Here is an 18,330-nt window from a genome sequence, read left to right as displayed (position 1 = left end):
ACCCGATGATCCGCAATATCGCCATCGCCCTCTCCGCCGCCGCGCTCCTGATCCTCGCGGGCTGCGAGAAGGAACTCGACTCACCGCCCGTGCGCACGCTGCCCGTTGGGCAGGTGATGACCGTGGCTCAATTGCGCGCCCTCTACACCGGAACGCAGCGCACCTTCACCGGCGACAGCAGCGTGTACGCCGTGGTGACCGCTGATGAAGAGAGCGGCAACCTCTACAAGAACGTTTACGTGCAGGACCACACCGGCGCCATCGTGCTGCGCTTGATCAACAGCGGGGGGCTCTATCAGGGCGATAGCATCCGCATCTACCTGCCGGGCACCATCCTCGGCGCCTACAATGGACTGTTGCAGCTGGACAACGTGGACGTTGACAACAATGTGGTGAAGCAAGCCGCCGGAGTGGAGAAGCAGCCAGAGCTCGTCACCCTTGCGCAGATCACGCCGGCGATGCAAGCCCGTCTGGTGAAGATCGAAGGCGTTGAGTTCATCGTGAGCGAGGCGTGCAACGGCCTGACCTACGCGGACGCTGCCGGTCAGGAGACCCTGAACCGTACGCTCACGGATTGCTCCGGAACAGTGCTGGTGCGCAACAGTGGCTATGCCAACTTCGCCGGACAGCAGCTGCCCAGCGGCAACGGAAGCATCATCGCCGTGGTTGGCCAGTTCAATGACGAGATGCAGCTCTTCATCCGGAAGGTGAGTGAGGTTCAGATGACCGGAACCCGTTGCGCGCCATGCCCGGTGCCGTGCGCTCCTGCTGCCAACCTCGCCCAGGATTTCGCCACCGCGGTGACCAATGTCGACTTCGCAACGGACTGCTGGTACAACCAGGCTCAGGTGGGCAGCCGGTTCTGGCGAGGGTACAGCGTGAGCGGCAACATGGCTGTGCAAGCCACGGCCTTCGGGAGCAGCAACGCCAGCGATGTTTCGTGGCTGGTATCCGCACCTGTGAACTACCAGCCCGGCATGCTGCTGAGCTTCCGCAGCCAACGCGGATTCGGCGTTGCCTCGCACGACCCCTTCGCGCTTTTCGTTAGCACCAACTACACGGGCCTCAACCTCGCGACCGCCAATTGGACGCAGGTCACCGGCTTCCCGTATGCCAATACCTCAACGGCGGATCAGGTATGGGTCGATAGCGGCCCCATCGACCTGAGCACGGTTCTGCCCGGCGGGTTCTCAGGGCCTTTCGTGGTCGGCTTCCGCTACACGGGCAGCGGCACAGGAGGTGAAACCACCAACTTCCGCATCGACGACGTTGCGATCCAATGATCGCTCCCACAAAGCACCTTTAACCCTTCAGACCATGAGACACATTACCCTTCTCGCGTTCACGGCGCTGTTCTCGTTCGCGGCGCACAGCCAAGTGATCTTCACCAGCGGATTCGAGGACTGGAACGCCGGGCTGCCCACCGATTGGTACGGCAGCAAGAGCAACATCATCCAGACCGATGTAGTGCAAGTGACCGCTAACGTGCACGGAGGCGCGAGCGCCGTGCAGCTCATCAAGGAAGGCACCGGCCACCAGCGCTTCACCACGCAGGTGCTGGCGGTCACGGCGAACCAGGAATACGAAGTGCGCTTCTGGGTGCGGGGAGAAGGCCAGATCCGGTTGGGCCTGTATGATGGCCGGCCCACCGGCAGCGGCTATGCGCCTTACACATCGTACACCACCTCCACCGGGAACACCTGGCAGGAGGTCGTGCTGAATGTGATCGCGGCTGTTGATGCCGGCAATGCCGAGTTCATCCTCAGCGTGCAGAGCACCGTGGCGCCCGAGCACTTGGTGGTGGATGATGTGACGATCACCGCCTTGGCGATCGTTGCCCCCACGCCCGCTACCATCGTCGAGATCCAAGAGACCACGGCTCCCGATGGAGCTTCGCCCATGAACGGCATCACCGTGCTCACGCAGGGTATCGTGAGCGCCTTGCTCGGCAATGGCTTCTACCTGCAGGATGGCACTGGCCCATGGACCGGACTCTTCGTGTTTGGCACTCCGGGCGCGCTGGCCATCGGCGATTCAGTTGCGGTATCCGGAACGGTCACGGAGTTCAACGGGCAGACGCAGCTCGCTTCGGTGCTGAACCTGGTGACGCTCACCAGCGGCAATGCGCTCGCTCCGACCCTGATAAGCACCCTCGATGGCAACACGGAACCCTACGAGAGCGTGTTCGTGAAAGTGGAAGCCGCGAACTGCACGGTGTCCGGCGCCTTCGGGCAGTTCACCGTTGACGACGGCAGCGGTCCGGTGCTGGTGGATGACGTGATCTACGCTTATCCCTTCGTTGTGGGGCAGTTCTACGATATCGCCGGGGTGCTCCAATACGCCTTCAGCGAGTGGCGGATCCTGCCGCGTTTCGTGGACGATGTGGAAGTGGTGACGGGCGTCGGCGAACTGAGCCGTTCAACAGTGGCCATCGGGCCCAACCCCGCCAACGATATGGTGCGCGTGGCCGCTGATGATGCACGCGCCGCTTATGCTTTGTGCGATGCGATGGGCCGTACCGTGCAGCAGGGCAATCTGATGAATGGCGCGCTCATGGTGGATGCTTTGCCTACGGGCACCTACACGCTGAGCGTTGCCGATGGTGCGCTTCTTCGCCAGGCTAAGCTGGTGGTGCAGCGCTGAGCGGACGCACGCATTCCCGAAGCCCGCGTTGGATCGCCAGCGCGGGCTTCTTGCTTCATGATCGAGTGCGATCGATAGCGGTGCGCTGGGGCCTTCGGACTTGATCGACTTGGCCGCTACCACCCTCGCCGCCCTCACCTTCGGCGCGTTGCCGATGAGGATCTTCTTATCGATGATCATCACCGGCCGCTTCAGGAAAGTGTATTCCTGCAGGATATGCTTGCGGTAATCCATCTCCGTGAGTGTCAACTTACCCGAACCGAGCGCGCGGCACTTCAAAGTGACGCGGCTGAGGAGCGCCTCGTAGCTGCCTGCGAGCTTCTACGTTTGGTCGAGTTCCTTAGCGCTTATGACATGCACTCCCACGGTACGACAGGAGACCCTCCACAGCGTGAATCGATTTAAGCAGGTGCTTTCCAGCTTGTTTAGTTCCGCCATTGCCACGGTGGGCATTCGGAGCATCTTCAAGAGCTGAATCTGTTGCGGGCTCCCCTGCTGGAGCTTCTGATACGACCTTGGCCTCAATGTGCGGTTTCTTCCGCAATCCGTGTTGCGGCCCGAATTGGGGTCGGTACCAGAAACCGGACGAACTCCTAGGCCATGTGCCTGAACACGATACTTTCGGGCCTTACCTCGCACTCGCCATGTTGTCAGGAAACCGCGTCAGGCCCATCGTTTTCGGAAGGCTGTTCTGGGCCTTCTGGGCCTTGGTGGCTGCTGGTCATGGCTCAGCGCAGACCGATCAGGTCACCTACATCTGCACCGGCTACCCGGTGGAGGCTGGCAAGGAGCTGGTGGTCACGGTGATGGGCGATGACGGTTCCACGCAGAAGGCCAACGTTTCCAAACCAGGTGGCGCGTATTACCTCGCCATGGCCAGGCTGAAGACCGGCGTCTCTTATGAAGTGGAATACCAGCTGGGCGGTGTGGTGAGGCACGTTCACTCGCCGGTGGTGGCGGACCGCATTTCGCCGCTCCGGCCCATCATCAAGGAAATCCAGTTCGACAAGGTGCCCAAGATGAAGGATGGGCCCAAGGGCAAATTGCCTCTGCTGGCGCAGGCCAAGGGCGTCACCGCTTCCACGGACGGTGAACCCGTGTTCACCGTGACCACAGGTGATGGTGCATTCGTCAAATCGACCCGACCGATGACCAAGGGCTACGGGCTGGTACATGTGGAGCCTGGCCATGCTTATACGCTCACCTATCGAATCGGCGGGCGGACCTTCAGCCGAACGGCATCGGTGCCCAACGATGGCTCCGTGCCGCCTAAATGGGAATTGGCCGAGGAGCAGGCCCCGCCACCGGATCCGGATCCGCCCTGTGCACCCGGCGAGCCCTGCGATGATGGCGACCCGCGAACGAAGAAGGACAAGGTGCTAGCGGACTGCACTTGTCGCGGCATTCCTGAGCAATGCACGCCTGGGGCACCGTGCGAGGATGGCGACCCGGAGACCATCGGGGAGAAATACAACCGCCGTTGCGAATGCACCGGCGGTGTGCAGAAACCCGATTGCAAGGGAGTCCCCGGCGGGCCTGACGTGCAGGGCGAGCCTTGCGACGATGGCGACCCGCAGACCGTGAACGATGTTTGGGCGGCCAATTGCAAATGCGCGGGCACTTCCTTGGAGGAGGATTGCCTGGGCATGCCCGGCGGCACTGCCAAGAAAGGCACCCGCTGCGACGATGGTGATCCGGCCACCGTGGAGGACAAGTACGACGCCAACTGCCAGTGCCATGGGTACAAGGCCAAGCAGTCCATGCCATTGATCAAATCCGATTCCCATGCGAATCGCTGCAGCAACCTGCATGTGCTGGCCAGCGCGAAGCCCCGACCGGAATGGAATGTGGGTGATGTTGACGTGATGAAAGTGAAGGTGGATCCCGCCGTGTATACCGGATCACCGAATTCCCAGCAAGGCGTGGAAGAGAAAGGGGCGAGCCTGAATGGCCTGGTGTATGTGAACGACTCCCTCCGCCTGATGCTGTCCTCGCCGGACGAGTGCTTCAAGATCACCGGCACCAACCCTGACCAATCCATCCGCAGCTCTGACACCTTGGTGTTCACGTGGTCCATCACAGCCGAGAAGACGCCCTCCAAGCTGAAGGACGACCGCACCACGCTTGAAGTGAACTCCTACACGCTGGACTGCAACACCGGCAAGTGGACCATCAACCCCACCAACACCCTGACCTTCGAGGTCACCGTCACCGAGCCATTCGACCTGATCAAATGGCTTCAGGACCATATCGCGGCCATCGGGGGGATCCTCGGCGGCATTGCGGTCATCATCGGGTATTTCAAGGACTGGTTCGGCGGGCTCTTCCGGAAAAAGACCAAAGAGGAGGGAGCTTAGGGCGACTGGTTGGTCTGGTCCCTGCGCCCGCTGCAGGGAACCGAAACCCGAGCACGCGCTTGATGACCTCCAGCCCTAGACCGTTGGAGGTTCAAAGCCCACGGCTCGCCACTGCCATCGCCGCTGTCACCTTCGGCGCATTCCCTATGAAGATCTCCTTGTCGATGATCATCACCGGCCGCTTCAGGAAGGTGTACTCCTGCAGGATCCACTTTCGGTAGTCCTTTTCGGAGAGCGTCATTCCATTCAACCCGAGCGCACGGTACTTGAGCGCGATGCGGCTGAAGAGCGCCTCATAGCTGCCCGCGAGCTTTTTCATTTGGTCGAGTTCCTTCGCCGTGATGGGATCACCTTTGATCTCGCGTAGTGTGAGACTCTCCAGGTTCGGGATCTCCTTCATGATGCGCTCGCAGGTGGAGCAGGTGCCGAGGTAGTAGAAGAGGCGGGGCATGGAGGCGAAGATTGCTTGCGTTTTTTTGGCGTCCCCTCCGACCTGTCCAGAACACCGCAGGCGCAACTTTGTTCCGCCGCCATGCACCGCAAGGATTTCCTCCTCTCACTCGCCGCGCTGCCCTTGGCCGGAGCCGCCATGAACCTCAATGAGCTCTCGCGCATCACCGACCCGCTGGGCCCGACCGAGCGCATGCCCGTGCTCTTCCTCGGTCACGGCAGCCCGATGAACGCCATCGAGGAGAACGGATTCGTGCAGGGCTTCCGGAGGGTCGCGGCGGAGATTCCGAAACCGCAAGCGATCATCTGCGTGAGCGCGCACTGGGAGACGCGAGGCACCTACGTGACCGCGATGGCCATGCCGCGCACCATCCACGACTTCGGCGGGTTCCCCAAGGCGCTGTTCGATGTGCGGTATCCGGCACCCGGCGACCCTGAGCTCGCTGGGGAGGTGAAGCGAACGGTGAAGGGCGCATCCGTGGGCCTGGACCTGAGTTGGGGCCTCGATCATGGCGCATGGAGCGTTGTGAAACACCTGTACCCGAACGCCGATGTGCCCATCATCCAATTGAGCCTCGACCGGTCGCTCTCACCGGAGGAGCATTACGCGCTGGCGAAGGAACTTGCCTCCCTCCGCGAGAAAGGCGTGCTCATCATCGGCAGCGGCAACATGGTGCACAACCTGGGCATGGTGGCCTGGGACAAGTCCGATCAGCCTTTCGCCTTCGATTGGGCGCAGGAAGCCAGCGAGAAGATGAAGCGCGCCATCACCACTGGCGACCACGATCCGCTGATCGGATTCCGCGATCAGGGCCGGGCCTTCGAACTGGCCATCAACAGCAGCGAGCACTTCCTGCCTTTGCTCTACGCCCTGGCGCTGCAACAGAAGGATGAGCAGGCCTCGCTCTTCAACGACCAGGCACTGGCGGGTTCGCTGACGATGACGAGCGTAAGGATCGGGAGGTCTTAGAACTCCGCGCTCTTCGGCGTCCGCGGGAAGGGGATCACATCGCGGATGTTGCCCATGCCGGTGACGAAGAGCACGAAGCGCTCCAGGCCCAGGCCGAAGCCTGCGTGCGGCACGGTGCCGAAGCGGCGCGTGTCAAGGTACCACCAGAGCTCCTCAGCGGGCACGTTCATGTCCTTCATGCGCGCTTCGAGCACATCCAGGCGTTCCTCGCGCTGGCTGCCGCCGATGATCTCGCCGATGCCCGGGAAGAGCACGTCCATGGCGGCCACGGTGGTGCCCTTGTCGCTGTAGCCGAAGTCGCCGGGGCCGTTGGTGCGCATGTAGAAGGCCTTGATCTTGGCTGGATAGCCCGTGACGATCACCGGTTTCTTGAAGTGCTTCTCCACCAGGAAGCGCTCATGCTCGCTCTGCAGGTCGATGCCCCACTCCACCGGGAACTGGAACTGCTTCTTCTGATGCGGCTTGCTCCGCAGCAGGATCTCGATCGCGTCCGTGTAGGTGATGCGCTCGAAGGGATTGTCGACCACGAACTTCAAGCGGTCAATCAATCCCATCTCGCTCCGTTGCTCCTTCGGTTTGGTGGCTTCCTCTTCCTTCAGGCGCGCATCGAGGAATTGCAGGTCATCCATGCTGTTCTTCAGCACGCGGGCGATCAGGTGCTTGCACAATCCCTCGGCAAGGTCCATGTCGCCCTTCAGGTCCATGAAGGCGGCCTCAGGCTCGATCATCCAGAACTCCGCGAGGTGGCGCGCGGTGTTGCTGTTCTCGGCGCGGAACGTTGGGCCGAACGTGTACACCTTGCCAAGCGCGAGCGCCGATGATTCTGCTTGCAGCTGACCGCTCACGGTGAGGCGGCTCTCCGCTCCGAAGAAGTCCTCCTTCCAGTTCACGCTGCCGTCTTCGTTCAGCGGCGGACTCTTCGCATCCAAGGTGCTCACGCGGAACATCTCGCCCGCGCCCTCCGCATCGCTCGCCGTGATGATCGGGGAGTGGAAATAGTTGTAGCCGTTCAGGTCGAAGTACTCGTGTATGCCGAAGCTCACTTGGTGACGGATCCGGAATACGGCGCTGTAGGTGTTCGTGCGGAAGCGCAGGTGGGCGTTCTCGCGCAGGAATTCCAAAGAGTGCTTCTTCGGCTGGATGGGGTACCTCTCCGCATCGCTGTCACCGAGCACTTCCACGGCGGTCACCTGCATCTCCACGCGCTGCCCGCTGCCCTTGCTCTCCATGATCGCGCCTGTGCATTTCACGGCGGCGCTCGTGGTGAAGCGCGCGCGCGTGGCCGCATCAACATTCTCCTGATCGATCACGCACTGCAGGTTGCGGATGGTGCTGCCGTCGTTCAGGGCGATGAAGCGGTCGTTGCGGAAGGTGCGCACCCAGCCGGCCACGGTGAGCGTGGTGCTGGTGAGGGAGGTGTCGTCAAGGACGGATTTGATCGGGGTGATGTCCATGGGGGGTCTGCTGAGGCTTTGCCCGGGCCATGCGGTGCGCGGATGGGCGAAGGCTGGCAAAGATGGAGAGCGGCGCGCAACGCCTCGTTCCGGTCGATGCCGTCCGCCCGTTGAGCGATTTGAACCAACTTCGCGGGCGAAGCATCCTAACGTTGCCGCTAACGCTTCGTTGGACGCCAAAACCAAGCAAGCATGCCGAGCAGGATCCTGGTGGTAGAGGATGAAGGAATCGTGCGCAAGGACATTGAGCGCACGCTGATCCAGTTAGGATACGAGATCGCGGGTTCCGTGGCCGAGGGCCAGGCCGCGATCGACGTAGCTGAAAAGGAGCGCCCCGACCTGGTGCTCATGGACATCATGCTCAAGGGCGACATGAGCGGCATTGAAGCCGCCATGGTGATCGGAGGTGAGCTTGGCCTGCCGGTGATCTTCCTCACGGCATACAGCGACGAGGCCACGCTGAACAAAGCGCGAATCGCTGAGCCGTACGGCTACATCGTGAAGCCCTTCAAAGTGGTGGAGGTGCAAGCGGCGATCGAGATGGCCTTGCACAAGCACATCCACGATGCGGAGGTGCGCCGCGAGCGCGACCAGCTGCATGAGCTGGCCACACGTGAGGCCTCCACGGGCCCGCTCTTCCTCAAGCATCAGGGCCGGCAGGTTCGCGTGGCGCTGGAGGATGTGTACTACATCTCCGCGCTCAAGGACTACTTCAGCGTGCACGTGAAGGACAAGCGCTACATCGTGCATGGCACCATGAAGCACATCGAATCACGCCTGCCCACCGATAAGTTCATGCGCATCCATCGCAGCTTCATCGTCCGGCTCGACAAGGTGGAGGCCATCGACGCCCCGCATGTGATCATGGAGGACGGCAAAGGGTCCATCCCCATCGGCGATTCATACTACGGCAAGCTGCTCGAGCGCGTGGCGCTGAAGTAGTGCTCATATAGGCTGGTGGCCTTGCCTGTCATCAATCGGCCATGAGTTCAGCGCATCGCGTCGCGTTGGACGAAGATTATCTCCAGTTCCCTTTTAGTCCTTTGCCAGCGCCTTTCCGCGTGGTGACATGGGGAGGACGTGATCGGTCGCGCCGCACCTCCATCCCCAAGCGGCCGTACTCCTCGGAGCCAAGGGTGCCGGGTCAGCGATCGGTATCGGACAGGGGAAAACAGGGTGAACGGCTGACGGCTTCGGAATTCCGTTTCAGAGCAGCTCCTTTGGAGGCGATGAAGCCGCTGGATGCGCTTTCCTGGAACACGAGGGCTGTCCGGGGCGCGTGGCCCTGGAGGACATCCACTTCATCTCAGCGCTCAAGGATTTCTTCTCGGTGCATCTGAAGGAGTGCCGCTACGTAATGCACGGCACCATGTAGGACCTCGTATCTGGACTGCCGCCGGAGAAGTTCATGCGCATGCACCGCAGCTTCATCGTCCGCATTGACAAGATCTACGCGATCGATGCCCCGGACGTGATCATGGGGGATCAGATGGGCTGCATCCCCATCGGTGATTCGTACTACGGGGACCTGCTGAAGCGGCTGGATGAGTAGTGCCTGCCGACTCGGTTCATCGGCATCACATACAGCCTCTCTCTTCCTTGCGGGTGGCCGCTGCTCCCCACCTTGAAGCCGAGCACCTCTGTTGAAGCATGCGGATTGGGACGCAACAGGCGCGCAAACGGGATGTAAGCACCGAACGGTTCATGTACGGGGCTGAATCTGATGACACAGCGTTTTTGCGAGCGCGGACCGAACGGGGAACGCTGGTGCTTCACGCGGCATGAAATCCGGTACCAGGGAAATCCCTTACTTCGGGAAAACTCGTTTTATGCACGTATCGCTTCTACCCCTCGCATGGTGGGCGCTGCTCACCTCCGTGCTGCTTTCCGGATGCAATGGCTGTGGGCGGCGCTGGGAGGTGATCAAGGATATCGGCACGCATTGCGCTCCAGCCATCAGCCAGGACTCACGCGGTTTGATCATGGCGGTTGTGGATAGCCTGGGGAGGGTTGCCGTGCGGAATTCGACGAAGCCTGGGGAGTGGTCCGATTGGACGATCGTCGCCGATGAGGCGGAGCCCCGGACTTCTCCGGAAGTGCACTTTTTCCGCGCCGGACCGCTGGTGTTCGTACAGGTCTTCTACCGCGGCGATGATGACAATCTCTATTTATGTCAACGGACCGATGGCCAATGGTCTGCGAACCCTTTCGCCTTGACCACAGATGGCAGTGTCCGAGGCCGTTTCAGCACCTGTCGAACGGAGACCATCACCCATTGCCTGCACATCGCAGGTCCGACCACTGTGAACTATCGAAGTGGAACCGCTTACAGCTTTCCGCTGAGGCACCAGTTTCAGGGTGCGGTCGACGGGACATTGGCCCCGAGAAGCGGTTTCGGAACCGGGGCCGTGATGGTGCTGCGCTACGCGAACAAGGTCACGGCGTTCGCGAATACCGGGACTGCGGATCCTCCTGCCGAGTTGGAAACGAGGCATTACCCTTTCGGCACCAACGATATTAGCAATGTCGTGGCGCAACCGAAGAAGCTGGTTTTTCCTCCTGCCACCTACAGTCACCATGTATTGTTGGACACTCGCAAGGCCGCACCGGACTCTGCCGGGCGATCCACGCAGGCCCTGCAGCATTGGATGATTGATGCGGAAGGTGGCCGTGCCCGCGCTATTCCGGTCATGGAGTACTCGGCCCAAGGCGAGCACACCCGATCCGCGTTGGCAGCATACCGCAGCAAGCTGGTTGCCTTGTGGCGAACCGCTGACGGTGGGTTGAGCAACGCCCGCTTGGACGATGCCGATCCATCCATGCCATGGATCGTGGATGAACGGATCCGATATGCCATGAAGCCGGAAGGACGGCCAGCGCTTTGCGCCTACGACCATAGACCGCATATCCCGATCGAGGAGCGTCGGACTTCTCGTCCGAATTATGGGAACGACTTGTTCGCGGCTGCGAGCCAGCGTGGACGGGCCATGTTCGAGGCGCTAAGCCGCACCTGGTTCCAAGAGCTTGTGGACGATGAGTTCAAGTTGTTCCACTCCCCGGTCAGTGAAGGCTGCGCCGGTACTGGAGATCCCGATGCGCCTGTGGCACTGGGACCGGCAGCAAGCATCGATAGCCCGTTCATCACGGAGCTGGGATTCGGAAGCTGGGTGCTGCCGGCGTGGCTGATCGATGGCCAGTGGAGGCGCGTTGGCGGTTACATGTGCGCCAACCATCCCGATTGGCACATCAAAGGACGAACCCCGCTGCCTTGCGCTACTGCGCGCATGCCGGTTATCATGAAAGAGTCGGGCCCCATCTACTTCTGCGCAGGGCCCTGGATGAACTATGATGTGGACCACACCGTCTATTGGGAAGAGCTCGGGCATTACCTCACCTTCCCAATGGGCATCTGCAATGATTGCCCCTTCCCGACGCAGGAGAATGCGCTTACCGCGATTCAATTGGGGGCGCGACAGCAAGCCCACGCACTATTCAATGAAGGAACAGGCACGAATTGCGGGGATGTGGCGCGTTGCCCAGGATTCGTTGGTTGGGGAGGCAACTACGATATGACCGGACGCGAGCACTCATTCATTTATGCGGTTCACGAGTACATCAATAATGGCGGCCAGATGCGTACTTGGATACAGCAGGACCTTGCAATGGGTAATACCCTTTTGCGACGCAAGTACAATTGGATACGCGATGAGATTTTCCGTGGTGTGGAATTCTGACGGACTCCTAAGTACAGCATCCGTTGACGCGCCCGGCCCATGCTGCTTTCCTTGGGCTATAAGAGGGAGGACGTGATCGGTCGCGCCGCACCTCCATCCCCAAGCGGCCGTTCTCCTCGGAGCCAAGGGTGCCGGGTCAGCGATCGGTATCGGTCAGGGGAAAACAGGGTGAACGGCTGACGGCTTCGGACTTCCGTTTCAGAGCAGCTCCTTTGGAGGCGATGAAGCCGCTGGATGCGCTTTTCCTGAAGCACGAGGGCTGTCCGGGGCGCATGGCCCTGGAGGACATCCACTTCATCTCGGCGCTCAAGGATTACTTCTCGGTGCTTCTGACGGAGTGCCGCTACTTAATGCACGGCACCATGTAGGACCTCGTATCGGGACTGCCGCCGGAGAAGTTCATGCGCGTGCACCGCAGCTTCATCGTCCGCATTGACAAGATCTCCGCGATCGATGCCCCGGACGTGATCATGGGGGATCAGATGGGCTGCATCCCCATCGGTGATCCAACTAGTGCGCGCTCCTCCGGGAACCGGAGATGAAGTGGTCCTGGCGTTAACGGCTCGTTCACAGTCCTCCTGCGACTCACTGCTTCACGACCCGATCGCTGAAAAGGATGCCACCATAGGTGTCGAAGCCCATCAGGGTATAGCTTCCATTGGGCAAATCAACCATGCTGATCGACAACGGACCTTCAACCTCGGCTTGAGTCCTCGAGACGACCGTTCGGCCAAGCGCATCCAGGATGACTATCCGGGCAATCGCCCCGTTCGATTCACCCAGATCGACGTTGACCAGATCGTGGGTTGGGTTCGGGAAGAAGATGCCCGGTGTTCTCGCGCAGGGCTGCGCCGCAGCAGAGGGCAGCACGGACGTTTCGCCATCCAGGTCAACCTGAACCAACCGGTAGAAAATCGTTCCACCGCTTCGGGCGCCAGGATCCTGACAGGAGTACTCCATCAGTTGATGGCTGTGACCAGCAGCGGGCACGCGCGCGACTTCGGTCCAGTTGATCGCATCATCGCTCCGCTGCACCAGGAAGTGGCTGCTGTTCTCTTCGGTACCGGTGGCCCAGGTGAGTTCCACCACGCCGCCCTTGCAGGTCGCATCGAAGCGCAGCAGCTCCACGGGCAGTGGCACATTATTGTGGGTGCCTAGGCCATCCTGGTATCCCGGCATGTAGCGCCAGGGGCCGAAGACCTGTCCGGTGATGGCCGTGACCGGATCGTAACGGACCCTGGCGCGCACCTTCGTGGCGGTGAGGCCGCTCCCTCCGCCGGGCTTATCCACCAGGTTCTTCAGCTCAACACCGGCGACCGCTCCGGCGGTGAGCACGGCCTGCTGGGCGGTGAAGGCCGTGCTGTTGTTCACCAGCCCGTTGCTGCCCGTGCTGAAAGCCGCTCCTTGGATGCGTGTCTCCCACACGAGTCTTGTTCGGGAGCGGCCCAGGAAGGGACGCACGAAAAGCCCCGCCCCGAATTGCGGGATGGGGATGTTCGCTGCAGTGATCGGTGTGGTCAGGTTCGTCTCATAGAGCCTGAAGTGGCCTCGGGCGAGGGTTGAGCTCGTGTTGCCGAAGTGGACGAAGGCGAGGCTCGGCCCGTACTGTCCGATCACCACATCGCTGTACCCGTCCCCGTTCACATCGCCCGCCCCGGCCGCACTGTGCATGCTGGAGCCCGGGATGGTCAAGTCCGGCACGTTGGTGGGCGCACCGAAGATGGGGCCGCCCAACCCCCACTGCCCTCCGAAGTAGATCTTGGCCCCCACAGCGCAATCACTGACCACCACATCGCTGTAGCCATCGGCGTTCAGATCGCCCGCGCTCGCCACCGTGGCGCCGTAGAAACCACCACCGATGATGCTTGAACTCCAGGAGGGGGTTGCGGACGCACCGGAGGGCCCGCCGTGATGGATGTGCGCCTGGAAGCCCATCCGGGCCATGATCACATCGCTGTATCCATCGCCGTTCACATCGCCGGCTCCTCCGGCGCACGCTCCGCTGTGCGGGTTGGAGCCGAAACGTTGCCCGCTGACCGCATGATCGTAGACGGACGCCGGCAATGCCGACAGGCCTGCAGGCCCACCATGGAAGATCACCACTCGGCCCCGATCGCCATTGTAACCGCCTGCACCGATGATCACGTCGCTGTAGCCGTCGCCGTTCACGTCTCCGGCACCGTCAACCCCTTCGCCGTAATAGCTGTTGGGGAGGAGGGGGGCAACAAAGGGGGCCGATACCCAGCTGGGCGTAGTGCTTAGCCCGGAAGGGCTGCCGTGGTAGACCGTTACGCGGCCGGCATTCGAGATATGCCCGGGCTGCCCGATGATCACATCGGCATAGCCGTCGGCATTCACATCGCCCGCGCAGCTCACACTGAACCCGAAGCGGGTGTTCACCGTGCCTGAAACGGTCCAGTTCGGTGCAGGCGGCAGTCCGGCGGACGAACCGTGGTAGACATGCACCGTACCTCCTAGATCAGCACCGATGATGATGTCGCTGAAACCATCGCCGTTCACATCGCCTGCGCCGGAAACGCAGTAGCCATAGCCGCCGATGCCGCCCTGGGTATATGTGCGGTCAGCCACGAGCGAGGTGCCCGCAGGAGACCCATAATGGACGTAGGCGGTACGTTGGTTCGGAGCGCCGATGATGACATCGCTGTATCCATCGCCGTTCACATCGCCAGCGCTGGCCACGGACCTGCCGTAGGTTGATGAAGCACCACCAGGCCCAATGAGCATGCGATCGGCCGTGTTGTTAATGGACGCGGGGGCACCTGGATAACACCGCACGCGTCCCTCGTTGGTGAAGGCGAAATCATGGAACTGCGCACCGGCGATCACATCGCTGAATCCATCCCCGTTCATGTCGCCTGCGCTGGCCACGCTGCGCCCGAAGCGGGCGTTGAGCTGTGTGCTGAGGATCGTGGTGGGTGCGGCGCTGATCCCCGTCGCGGTACCGTTGAACAGGTCGATCCTGCCCCCGCTAGCGTGCAGCGGCGAGCCGGAGATCACATCGGCGTATCCATCGCCGTTCACATCGCCCGCGCAGGCCACGCTGGTCCCGCGCTGCTCGCCTGCATTGTTGGGCTCAAGGCTGTGATGCACCACGGTCAGGCCGGCGGAACCGCCACGGGCGATCTGGATCACGCCTTCATCGGGTTGCCCGTTGTCCCAGAGCGGGCTGCCGAAGACCACATCACTGTAGCCATCGTTGTTCACGTCGCCGGCGCTGGATACGCTGGTGCCCGTGGCTGCGCCGGGCTGATTGCTCTCCATGGTCCAGTGCGTGGCCGCGAGGAGGCCGGTGGCGCTTCCGAGGTGCACTATCACGCGTCCTTCATCGGCCTGCCCGTTGTCATACAGCGGCGCTCCATAGATGATGTCGCTGTACCCATCACCGTTCACATCGCCTGCGCAAGCCACGCTGGCTCCGGCGTTCGCATCGTTCTGGTTGCTCTCGGTGATCCAGCTCACCGATGTGGGCAGGCCGGAGGCGCTGCCATGGAACACGAACACGCGCCCTTCGTTGGTCTCTGGGTTGTCGAAAAGCGGTGCCCCGAAAATGATGTCGCTGTACCCATCGCCGTTCACATCGCCAGCGCAGGCCACGCTGCGCCCCAGATAGGCCGTCGCCTGATCACGCTCGTAGGTCCAGTCCGGCGTGGCCGATAGCCCGCTGCTGCTGCCATGGAACACATAGACACGTCCCTCATCGGTCTGGCCGTTGTCCAGGTAGGGCGCGCCCACGATCACATCACTGTAGCCGTCACCGTTTACATCACCGGCTGTGGAAACACTGTACCCCAACTGTGCGGACGCGGAGTTCGACTCATAGGTCCAGCTTGGCGTGGAGGAAGGCCCGGACGCGCTGCCATGGTAGACCACCACCCGTCCTTCGTTCGTCTGGCCATTGTCATAGGCGTGATGCCCGACGATGATGTCGCTGTAACCATCACCGTTCACGTCACCCGCGGACGCCAGGCTCCAGCCGAATTCGCTGTTGGATTGGGCACCGTCCATGGTCCAGACAGGCGTGGTGAGCAAGGGGTCCACCGTGATGGGATATGCTGCATCCCGTTCATCCACGAGGAGCACGATGCGCTCATCCTCCCATGCGGCCCAGGCATTCAGCGTATCGCCTTGCGCATCCCAGACATGCAGGTCGCTGTAGTGCATCCGAACCGTTCCGGCGGTATCGCTGAATTCGAAACGGTCCCCTCCTGCATGCCTGCATCGCAGATCTCCTTCCACGGCGAGCTCGACCCGGAGCGGCCCCTCACCCTTCGACCGGTGATGCACGATGAAGTTCTGGCGCACTCCGTCGTCGCCGTTCACCTGTTCCAGGTCGAAGCCGCCATGTCGGGCCAGGGTGCGCCTATGCGTTCGGTCCATCTCCGGCTCTGCGATGGGAGCCGACCAGTCCTCCGCTCGACCGATGCGATGCAGCAGGAGGGCCACGTTCCATGCCCCTGTGTCTTCAAGTATGGGCGACAGGACCACACCATCGGCGCGAACAGAGGCCCGCAGGCCTTGTGGGTTGGTCCAGGTACTTGCCCGGAATTCCTTGGAGAGCGTGTAGCCCGCGTTTGCGGCGGGAGCCGGTGGGGCCAGGCTAATGGCCGAACCTGTGCCGGACAAACCAACGCCATCAACGATCCATCCACCCGGACCAAGGCCTTCGTTCCGTTCCCCGTTCGAGCATGGGCCAAGTAGGACCGCCAAACCCGCCAGGCCTTGGAAAAGCCGGGTTGCCAAGGTGGAAAGGATGCGCTGGACCGGTTTCATGGCGGTGCAAAAGGACTGCCGGAAGCGGCTGATTGGAATACCACGTTCGTAGTATGGGGCAGGGGCTTGGCCTGTGCTCCGCGTTACGCGCGCTCCACGAACCACATGGCCAGCCCGCCCTTGCCTTTCGCCTCCACGATGCCGCGCTCATGGAACCGCAAACCGCTCTCGGCGGCGATGAGCGTGCGTGTGCTGTTGCTGATGTTCACGCGGTCGGGCTCCCCGGTGGATTCCATGCGGTTCGCCGTGTTCACGGTGTCGCCCCAGATGTCGTACTGGAACTTCTTCACGCCCACGATGCCCGCCACCACCGGACCGGTGTGGATGCCCACGCGCATGGCGAACGCCGGTCGGCCCAGGGCCTCGCGCAGCGCGCGCCTCCTGGACATGAAATCCTGCATGTCCAGCGCCGCCAGCACCACGTTCAAGGCTGAGGACCCCGTTTCGCCCGAGAGCCCGCCAGCGGCCATGTAGGCATCGCCGATGGTCTTGATCTTCTCCACTCCGCGCGCGGTGATGATGTCGTCGAAGGCTTTGAAGCACGCATTCAGCTCCTCCACCAGTTCCTGCGGGGAGAGCTGCTCGCTCACGCCGGTGAAGCCCATGAAATCGGAGAAGAGGATCGTCGCCTCATCGATCAGTCGCGCCTGCGATTCGCCCTTGTCCTTCAGCTCCTGCGCCACCTCGGCAGGCAGGATGTTCAGCAGCAGCTCCTCGTTGCGGTCGCGCTCTTTGCGGATCAACGCGCGTGAACGCCTTGTTTGCGAAACGAGAACGAGCAGCGCGATGGACAGTACGGCCGTCAATGCGCCGATGACCAGGAAGAGGTTCTTCTGCTTGCGTTGCTGCGCCGTACGTTCCTCGGCTTGGGCGAGTTCCTGCTCATGCTCGAAGGTGAGCCGCGCTTCGGTGAGCGCACGGGTCCTCTCGAGATCAAGGTCCTCCACGAGGGCATCCGTCGCTTTGCGTTGCAGCGCGATGGCTTCACGATATCGCCCGGATGCCGCTGCCGAGAGCGCTTGCAGCGCCCCGACATGCGCGACAGCCTCCGCGCTGCCGAGCTCCTGCGCGAGGTGCATGGCGCTGTCCAAGGCAATCAACGCGGGCGCTATCCGGCCGGTTGCAAGCAGGTATTGGCCGGTGTGGGCATGGTATTTCATCCACGCATCAGGAAGCGCCTGTTCCAGTCCTGCGCGTGCCTGGTCAAGAGCTGCTGAGCAGGAGTCATAAGCCTCGATGCGCGCCCAGTTGCCCGCCATGTTCAACCAGGTGTTGGTGGCATTGGCCACGTTGCCGGTGCGGCGGTACACGCCGATCGCCAGGCGATTGTAGCGTTGCGCACTATCGATGCGGCCACCATCGGCCATGGTGCTCGCTAGTCCAGTGAACGCATCGGCGAGGTCCTCGTCGGGCTCGAGCGCGCGGAGGATGCCAATCGCCTTGCGCGCATATCGTTCCGCCTGCTGGTCGTCGTTCATGGAGCGGAAGCAGTACGACATGTAGTTGTACGCCGCGCCTTCATCCGTGGCGGAGCCGATCAAGGCGGCATCCCGCTGGTAGTCCTGCATCGCTTCCAACGCCTCGTCATAGTGACCACGGTAGAAGGACACCATGCCGACCAGCTTATGCGCCTGCATACGCTGCTTCAACCAGCCGGCCTCTTGGGCGAATGGTCCTTTTGCTTGCAGCACGAAATCGACACCCGCTTGCGCGACGGCAGCGGCGGAGTCGAGGTTGCCGGCATTGATGAATGCGCGCGTGAGCTGCCTGAACCGAACGGCCTGTACCGTATCGGCCAAGCTGCCCGCGTTGCGATAGTCGCCGATCAAGTCGCGCAGCGAATCCGCCCGGTCGTTTTGTGCGCTGGAGCCAAAGCAGAGGGCGAGGGCTGGGAGGAGCGCCAGGGTTCGCATGGCTGGAACGAGACGGGC

13 protein-coding genes are annotated in these 18,330 nt (G+C 61.9%); 9 read left to right on the top strand and 4 right to left on the bottom strand.

Translation table 11 applies throughout. The features are described from left to right. The first annotated feature begins 5 nt into the window (after positions 1 to 5). The 3 genes from IPK70_00275 (at position 6) to IPK70_00265 (ending at position 5,000) form a co-directional block, all read left to right on the top strand. Positions 6 to 1,283 (top strand): choice-of-anchor J domain-containing protein, encoded by a 1,278-nt coding sequence (locus tag IPK70_00275; GenBank protein MBK8225592.1) that lies wholly within the window; start codon positions 6 to 8, stop codon positions 1,281 to 1,283. A gap of 34 nt (positions 1,284 to 1,317) precedes the next feature. Then, the gene (locus IPK70_00270) at positions 1,318 to 2,643 is read left to right on the top strand and encodes a carbohydrate binding domain-containing protein (protein ID MBK8225591.1); all 1,326 of its coding nucleotides are present in this window, start codon (positions 1,318 to 1,320) and stop codon (positions 2,641 to 2,643) included. Between the two features lie 644 nt (positions 2,644 to 3,287). Beyond that, positions 3,288 to 5,000: a hypothetical protein gene (locus tag IPK70_00265; protein ID MBK8225590.1), complete on the top strand. Its 1,713-nt coding sequence runs from the start codon at positions 3,288 to 3,290 to the stop codon at positions 4,998 to 5,000. Between the two features lie 91 nt (positions 5,001 to 5,091). Here IPK70_00265 and IPK70_00260 read toward each other — a convergent pair whose 3' ends face one another. After that, on the bottom strand, positions 5,092 to 5,451 hold the full coding sequence (locus tag IPK70_00260; protein ID MBK8225589.1) for an arsenate reductase: 360 nt from the start codon (positions 5,449 to 5,451) through the stop codon (positions 5,092 to 5,094). 138 nt (positions 5,452 to 5,589) lie between these two features. On the opposite strand from IPK70_00260, the gene ygiD reads away from it, so the two are divergent. Beyond that, positions 5,590 to 6,420, top strand: coding sequence for a 4,5-DOPA dioxygenase extradiol (gene ygiD / locus IPK70_00255; GenBank protein MBK8225588.1), 831 nt, complete (start codon positions 5,590 to 5,592; stop codon positions 6,418 to 6,420). Here the strand turns inward: ygiD and asnS are convergent. Continuing rightward, positions 6,417 to 7,874 carry an asparagine--tRNA ligase gene (asnS, locus tag IPK70_00250; protein ID MBK8225587.1) on the bottom strand — a complete coding sequence of 486 codons (1,458 nt, stop codon included), beginning with the start codon at positions 7,872 to 7,874 and terminating at the stop codon, positions 6,417 to 6,419. The genes ygiD and asnS overlap by 4 nt on opposite strands. A 192-nt stretch (positions 7,875 to 8,066) precedes the next feature. Here asnS and IPK70_00245 point away from each other — a divergent pair, with 192 nt between their 5' ends. The 5 genes from IPK70_00245 to IPK70_00225 all read left to right on the top strand — a co-directional run bounded on the left by IPK70_00245 (position 8,067) and on the right by IPK70_00225 (position 12,150). Continuing rightward, the gene (locus IPK70_00245) at positions 8,067 to 8,816 is read left to right on the top strand and encodes a response regulator (GenBank protein MBK8225586.1); all 750 of its coding nucleotides are present in this window, start codon (positions 8,067 to 8,069) and stop codon (positions 8,814 to 8,816) included. A gap of 472 nt (positions 8,817 to 9,288) precedes the next feature. Continuing rightward, positions 9,289 to 9,426, top strand: coding sequence for a hypothetical protein (locus tag IPK70_00240; protein ID MBK8225585.1), 138 nt, complete (start codon positions 9,289 to 9,291; stop codon positions 9,424 to 9,426). Between the two features lie 277 nt (positions 9,427 to 9,703). Continuing rightward, on the top strand, positions 9,704 to 11,608 hold the full coding sequence (locus tag IPK70_00235) for a hypothetical protein (protein ID MBK8225584.1): 1,905 nt from the start codon (positions 9,704 to 9,706) through the stop codon (positions 11,606 to 11,608). A gap of 221 nt (positions 11,609 to 11,829) precedes the next feature. Next, entirely contained in the window at positions 11,830 to 11,976 is a 147-nt protein-coding gene (locus IPK70_00230; protein MBK8225583.1) for a hypothetical protein, read from the top strand. Between the two features lie 39 nt (positions 11,977 to 12,015). Next, complete coding sequence (locus IPK70_00225; GenBank protein MBK8225582.1) at positions 12,016 to 12,150, top strand: hypothetical protein; 135 nt, start codon at positions 12,016 to 12,018, stop codon at positions 12,148 to 12,150. Between the two features lie 43 nt (positions 12,151 to 12,193). Here the strand turns inward: IPK70_00225 and IPK70_00220 are convergent, their stop codons facing one another. Further along, on the bottom strand, positions 12,194 to 16,399 hold the full coding sequence (locus tag IPK70_00220) for an FG-GAP repeat protein (GenBank protein ID MBK8225581.1): 4,206 nt from the start codon (positions 16,397 to 16,399) through the stop codon (positions 12,194 to 12,196). A gap of 83 nt (positions 16,400 to 16,482) precedes the next feature. Continuing rightward, on the bottom strand, positions 16,483 to 18,312 hold the full coding sequence (locus IPK70_00215; protein MBK8225580.1) for a hypothetical protein: 1,830 nt from the start codon (positions 18,310 to 18,312) through the stop codon (positions 16,483 to 16,485). Positions 18,313 to 18,330: the final 18 nt, after the last annotated feature.

The organism is Flavobacteriales bacterium (assembly GCA_016712535.1).
Taxonomy (GTDB): Bacteria; Bacteroidota; Bacteroidia; order Flavobacteriales_F; family PHOS-HE28; genus PHOS-HE28.
This window is presented reverse-complemented; position numbering and strand designations above follow the sequence as displayed.

What these genes read in the sequence shown, in the direction of transcription:
- IPK70_00275 (MBK8225592.1), top strand. Translation starts at nt 6, where the DNA reads ATGATCCGCAATATCGCCATCGCCCTCTCCGCCGCCGCGCTCCTGATC.
- IPK70_00270 (MBK8225591.1), top strand. Translation starts at nt 1,318, where the DNA reads ATGAGACACATTACCCTTCTCGCGTTCACGGCGCTGTTCTCGTTCGCG.
- IPK70_00265 (MBK8225590.1), top strand. Translation starts at nt 3,288, where the DNA reads ATGTTGTCAGGAAACCGCGTCAGGCCCATCGTTTTCGGAAGGCTGTTC.
- IPK70_00260 (MBK8225589.1), bottom strand. Translation starts at nt 5,451, where the DNA reads ATGCCCCGCCTCTTCTACTACCTCGGCACCTGCTCCACCTGCGAGCGC.
- ygiD (MBK8225588.1), top strand. Translation starts at nt 5,590, where the DNA reads ATGAACCTCAATGAGCTCTCGCGCATCACCGACCCGCTGGGCCCGACC.
- asnS (MBK8225587.1), bottom strand. Translation starts at nt 7,874, where the DNA reads ATGGACATCACCCCGATCAAATCCGTCCTTGACGACACCTCCCTCACC.
- IPK70_00245 (MBK8225586.1), top strand. Translation starts at nt 8,067, where the DNA reads ATGCCGAGCAGGATCCTGGTGGTAGAGGATGAAGGAATCGTGCGCAAG.
- IPK70_00240 (MBK8225585.1), top strand. Translation starts at nt 9,289, where the DNA reads ATGCACCGCAGCTTCATCGTCCGCATTGACAAGATCTACGCGATCGAT.
- IPK70_00235 (MBK8225584.1), top strand. Translation starts at nt 9,704, where the DNA reads ATGCACGTATCGCTTCTACCCCTCGCATGGTGGGCGCTGCTCACCTCC.
- IPK70_00230 (MBK8225583.1), top strand. Translation starts at nt 11,830, where the DNA reads ATGAAGCCGCTGGATGCGCTTTTCCTGAAGCACGAGGGCTGTCCGGGG.
- IPK70_00220 (MBK8225581.1), bottom strand. Translation starts at nt 16,399, where the DNA reads ATGAAACCGGTCCAGCGCATCCTTTCCACCTTGGCAACCCGGCTTTTC.
- IPK70_00215 (MBK8225580.1), bottom strand. Translation starts at nt 18,312, where the DNA reads ATGCGAACCCTGGCGCTCCTCCCAGCCCTCGCCCTCTGCTTTGGCTCC.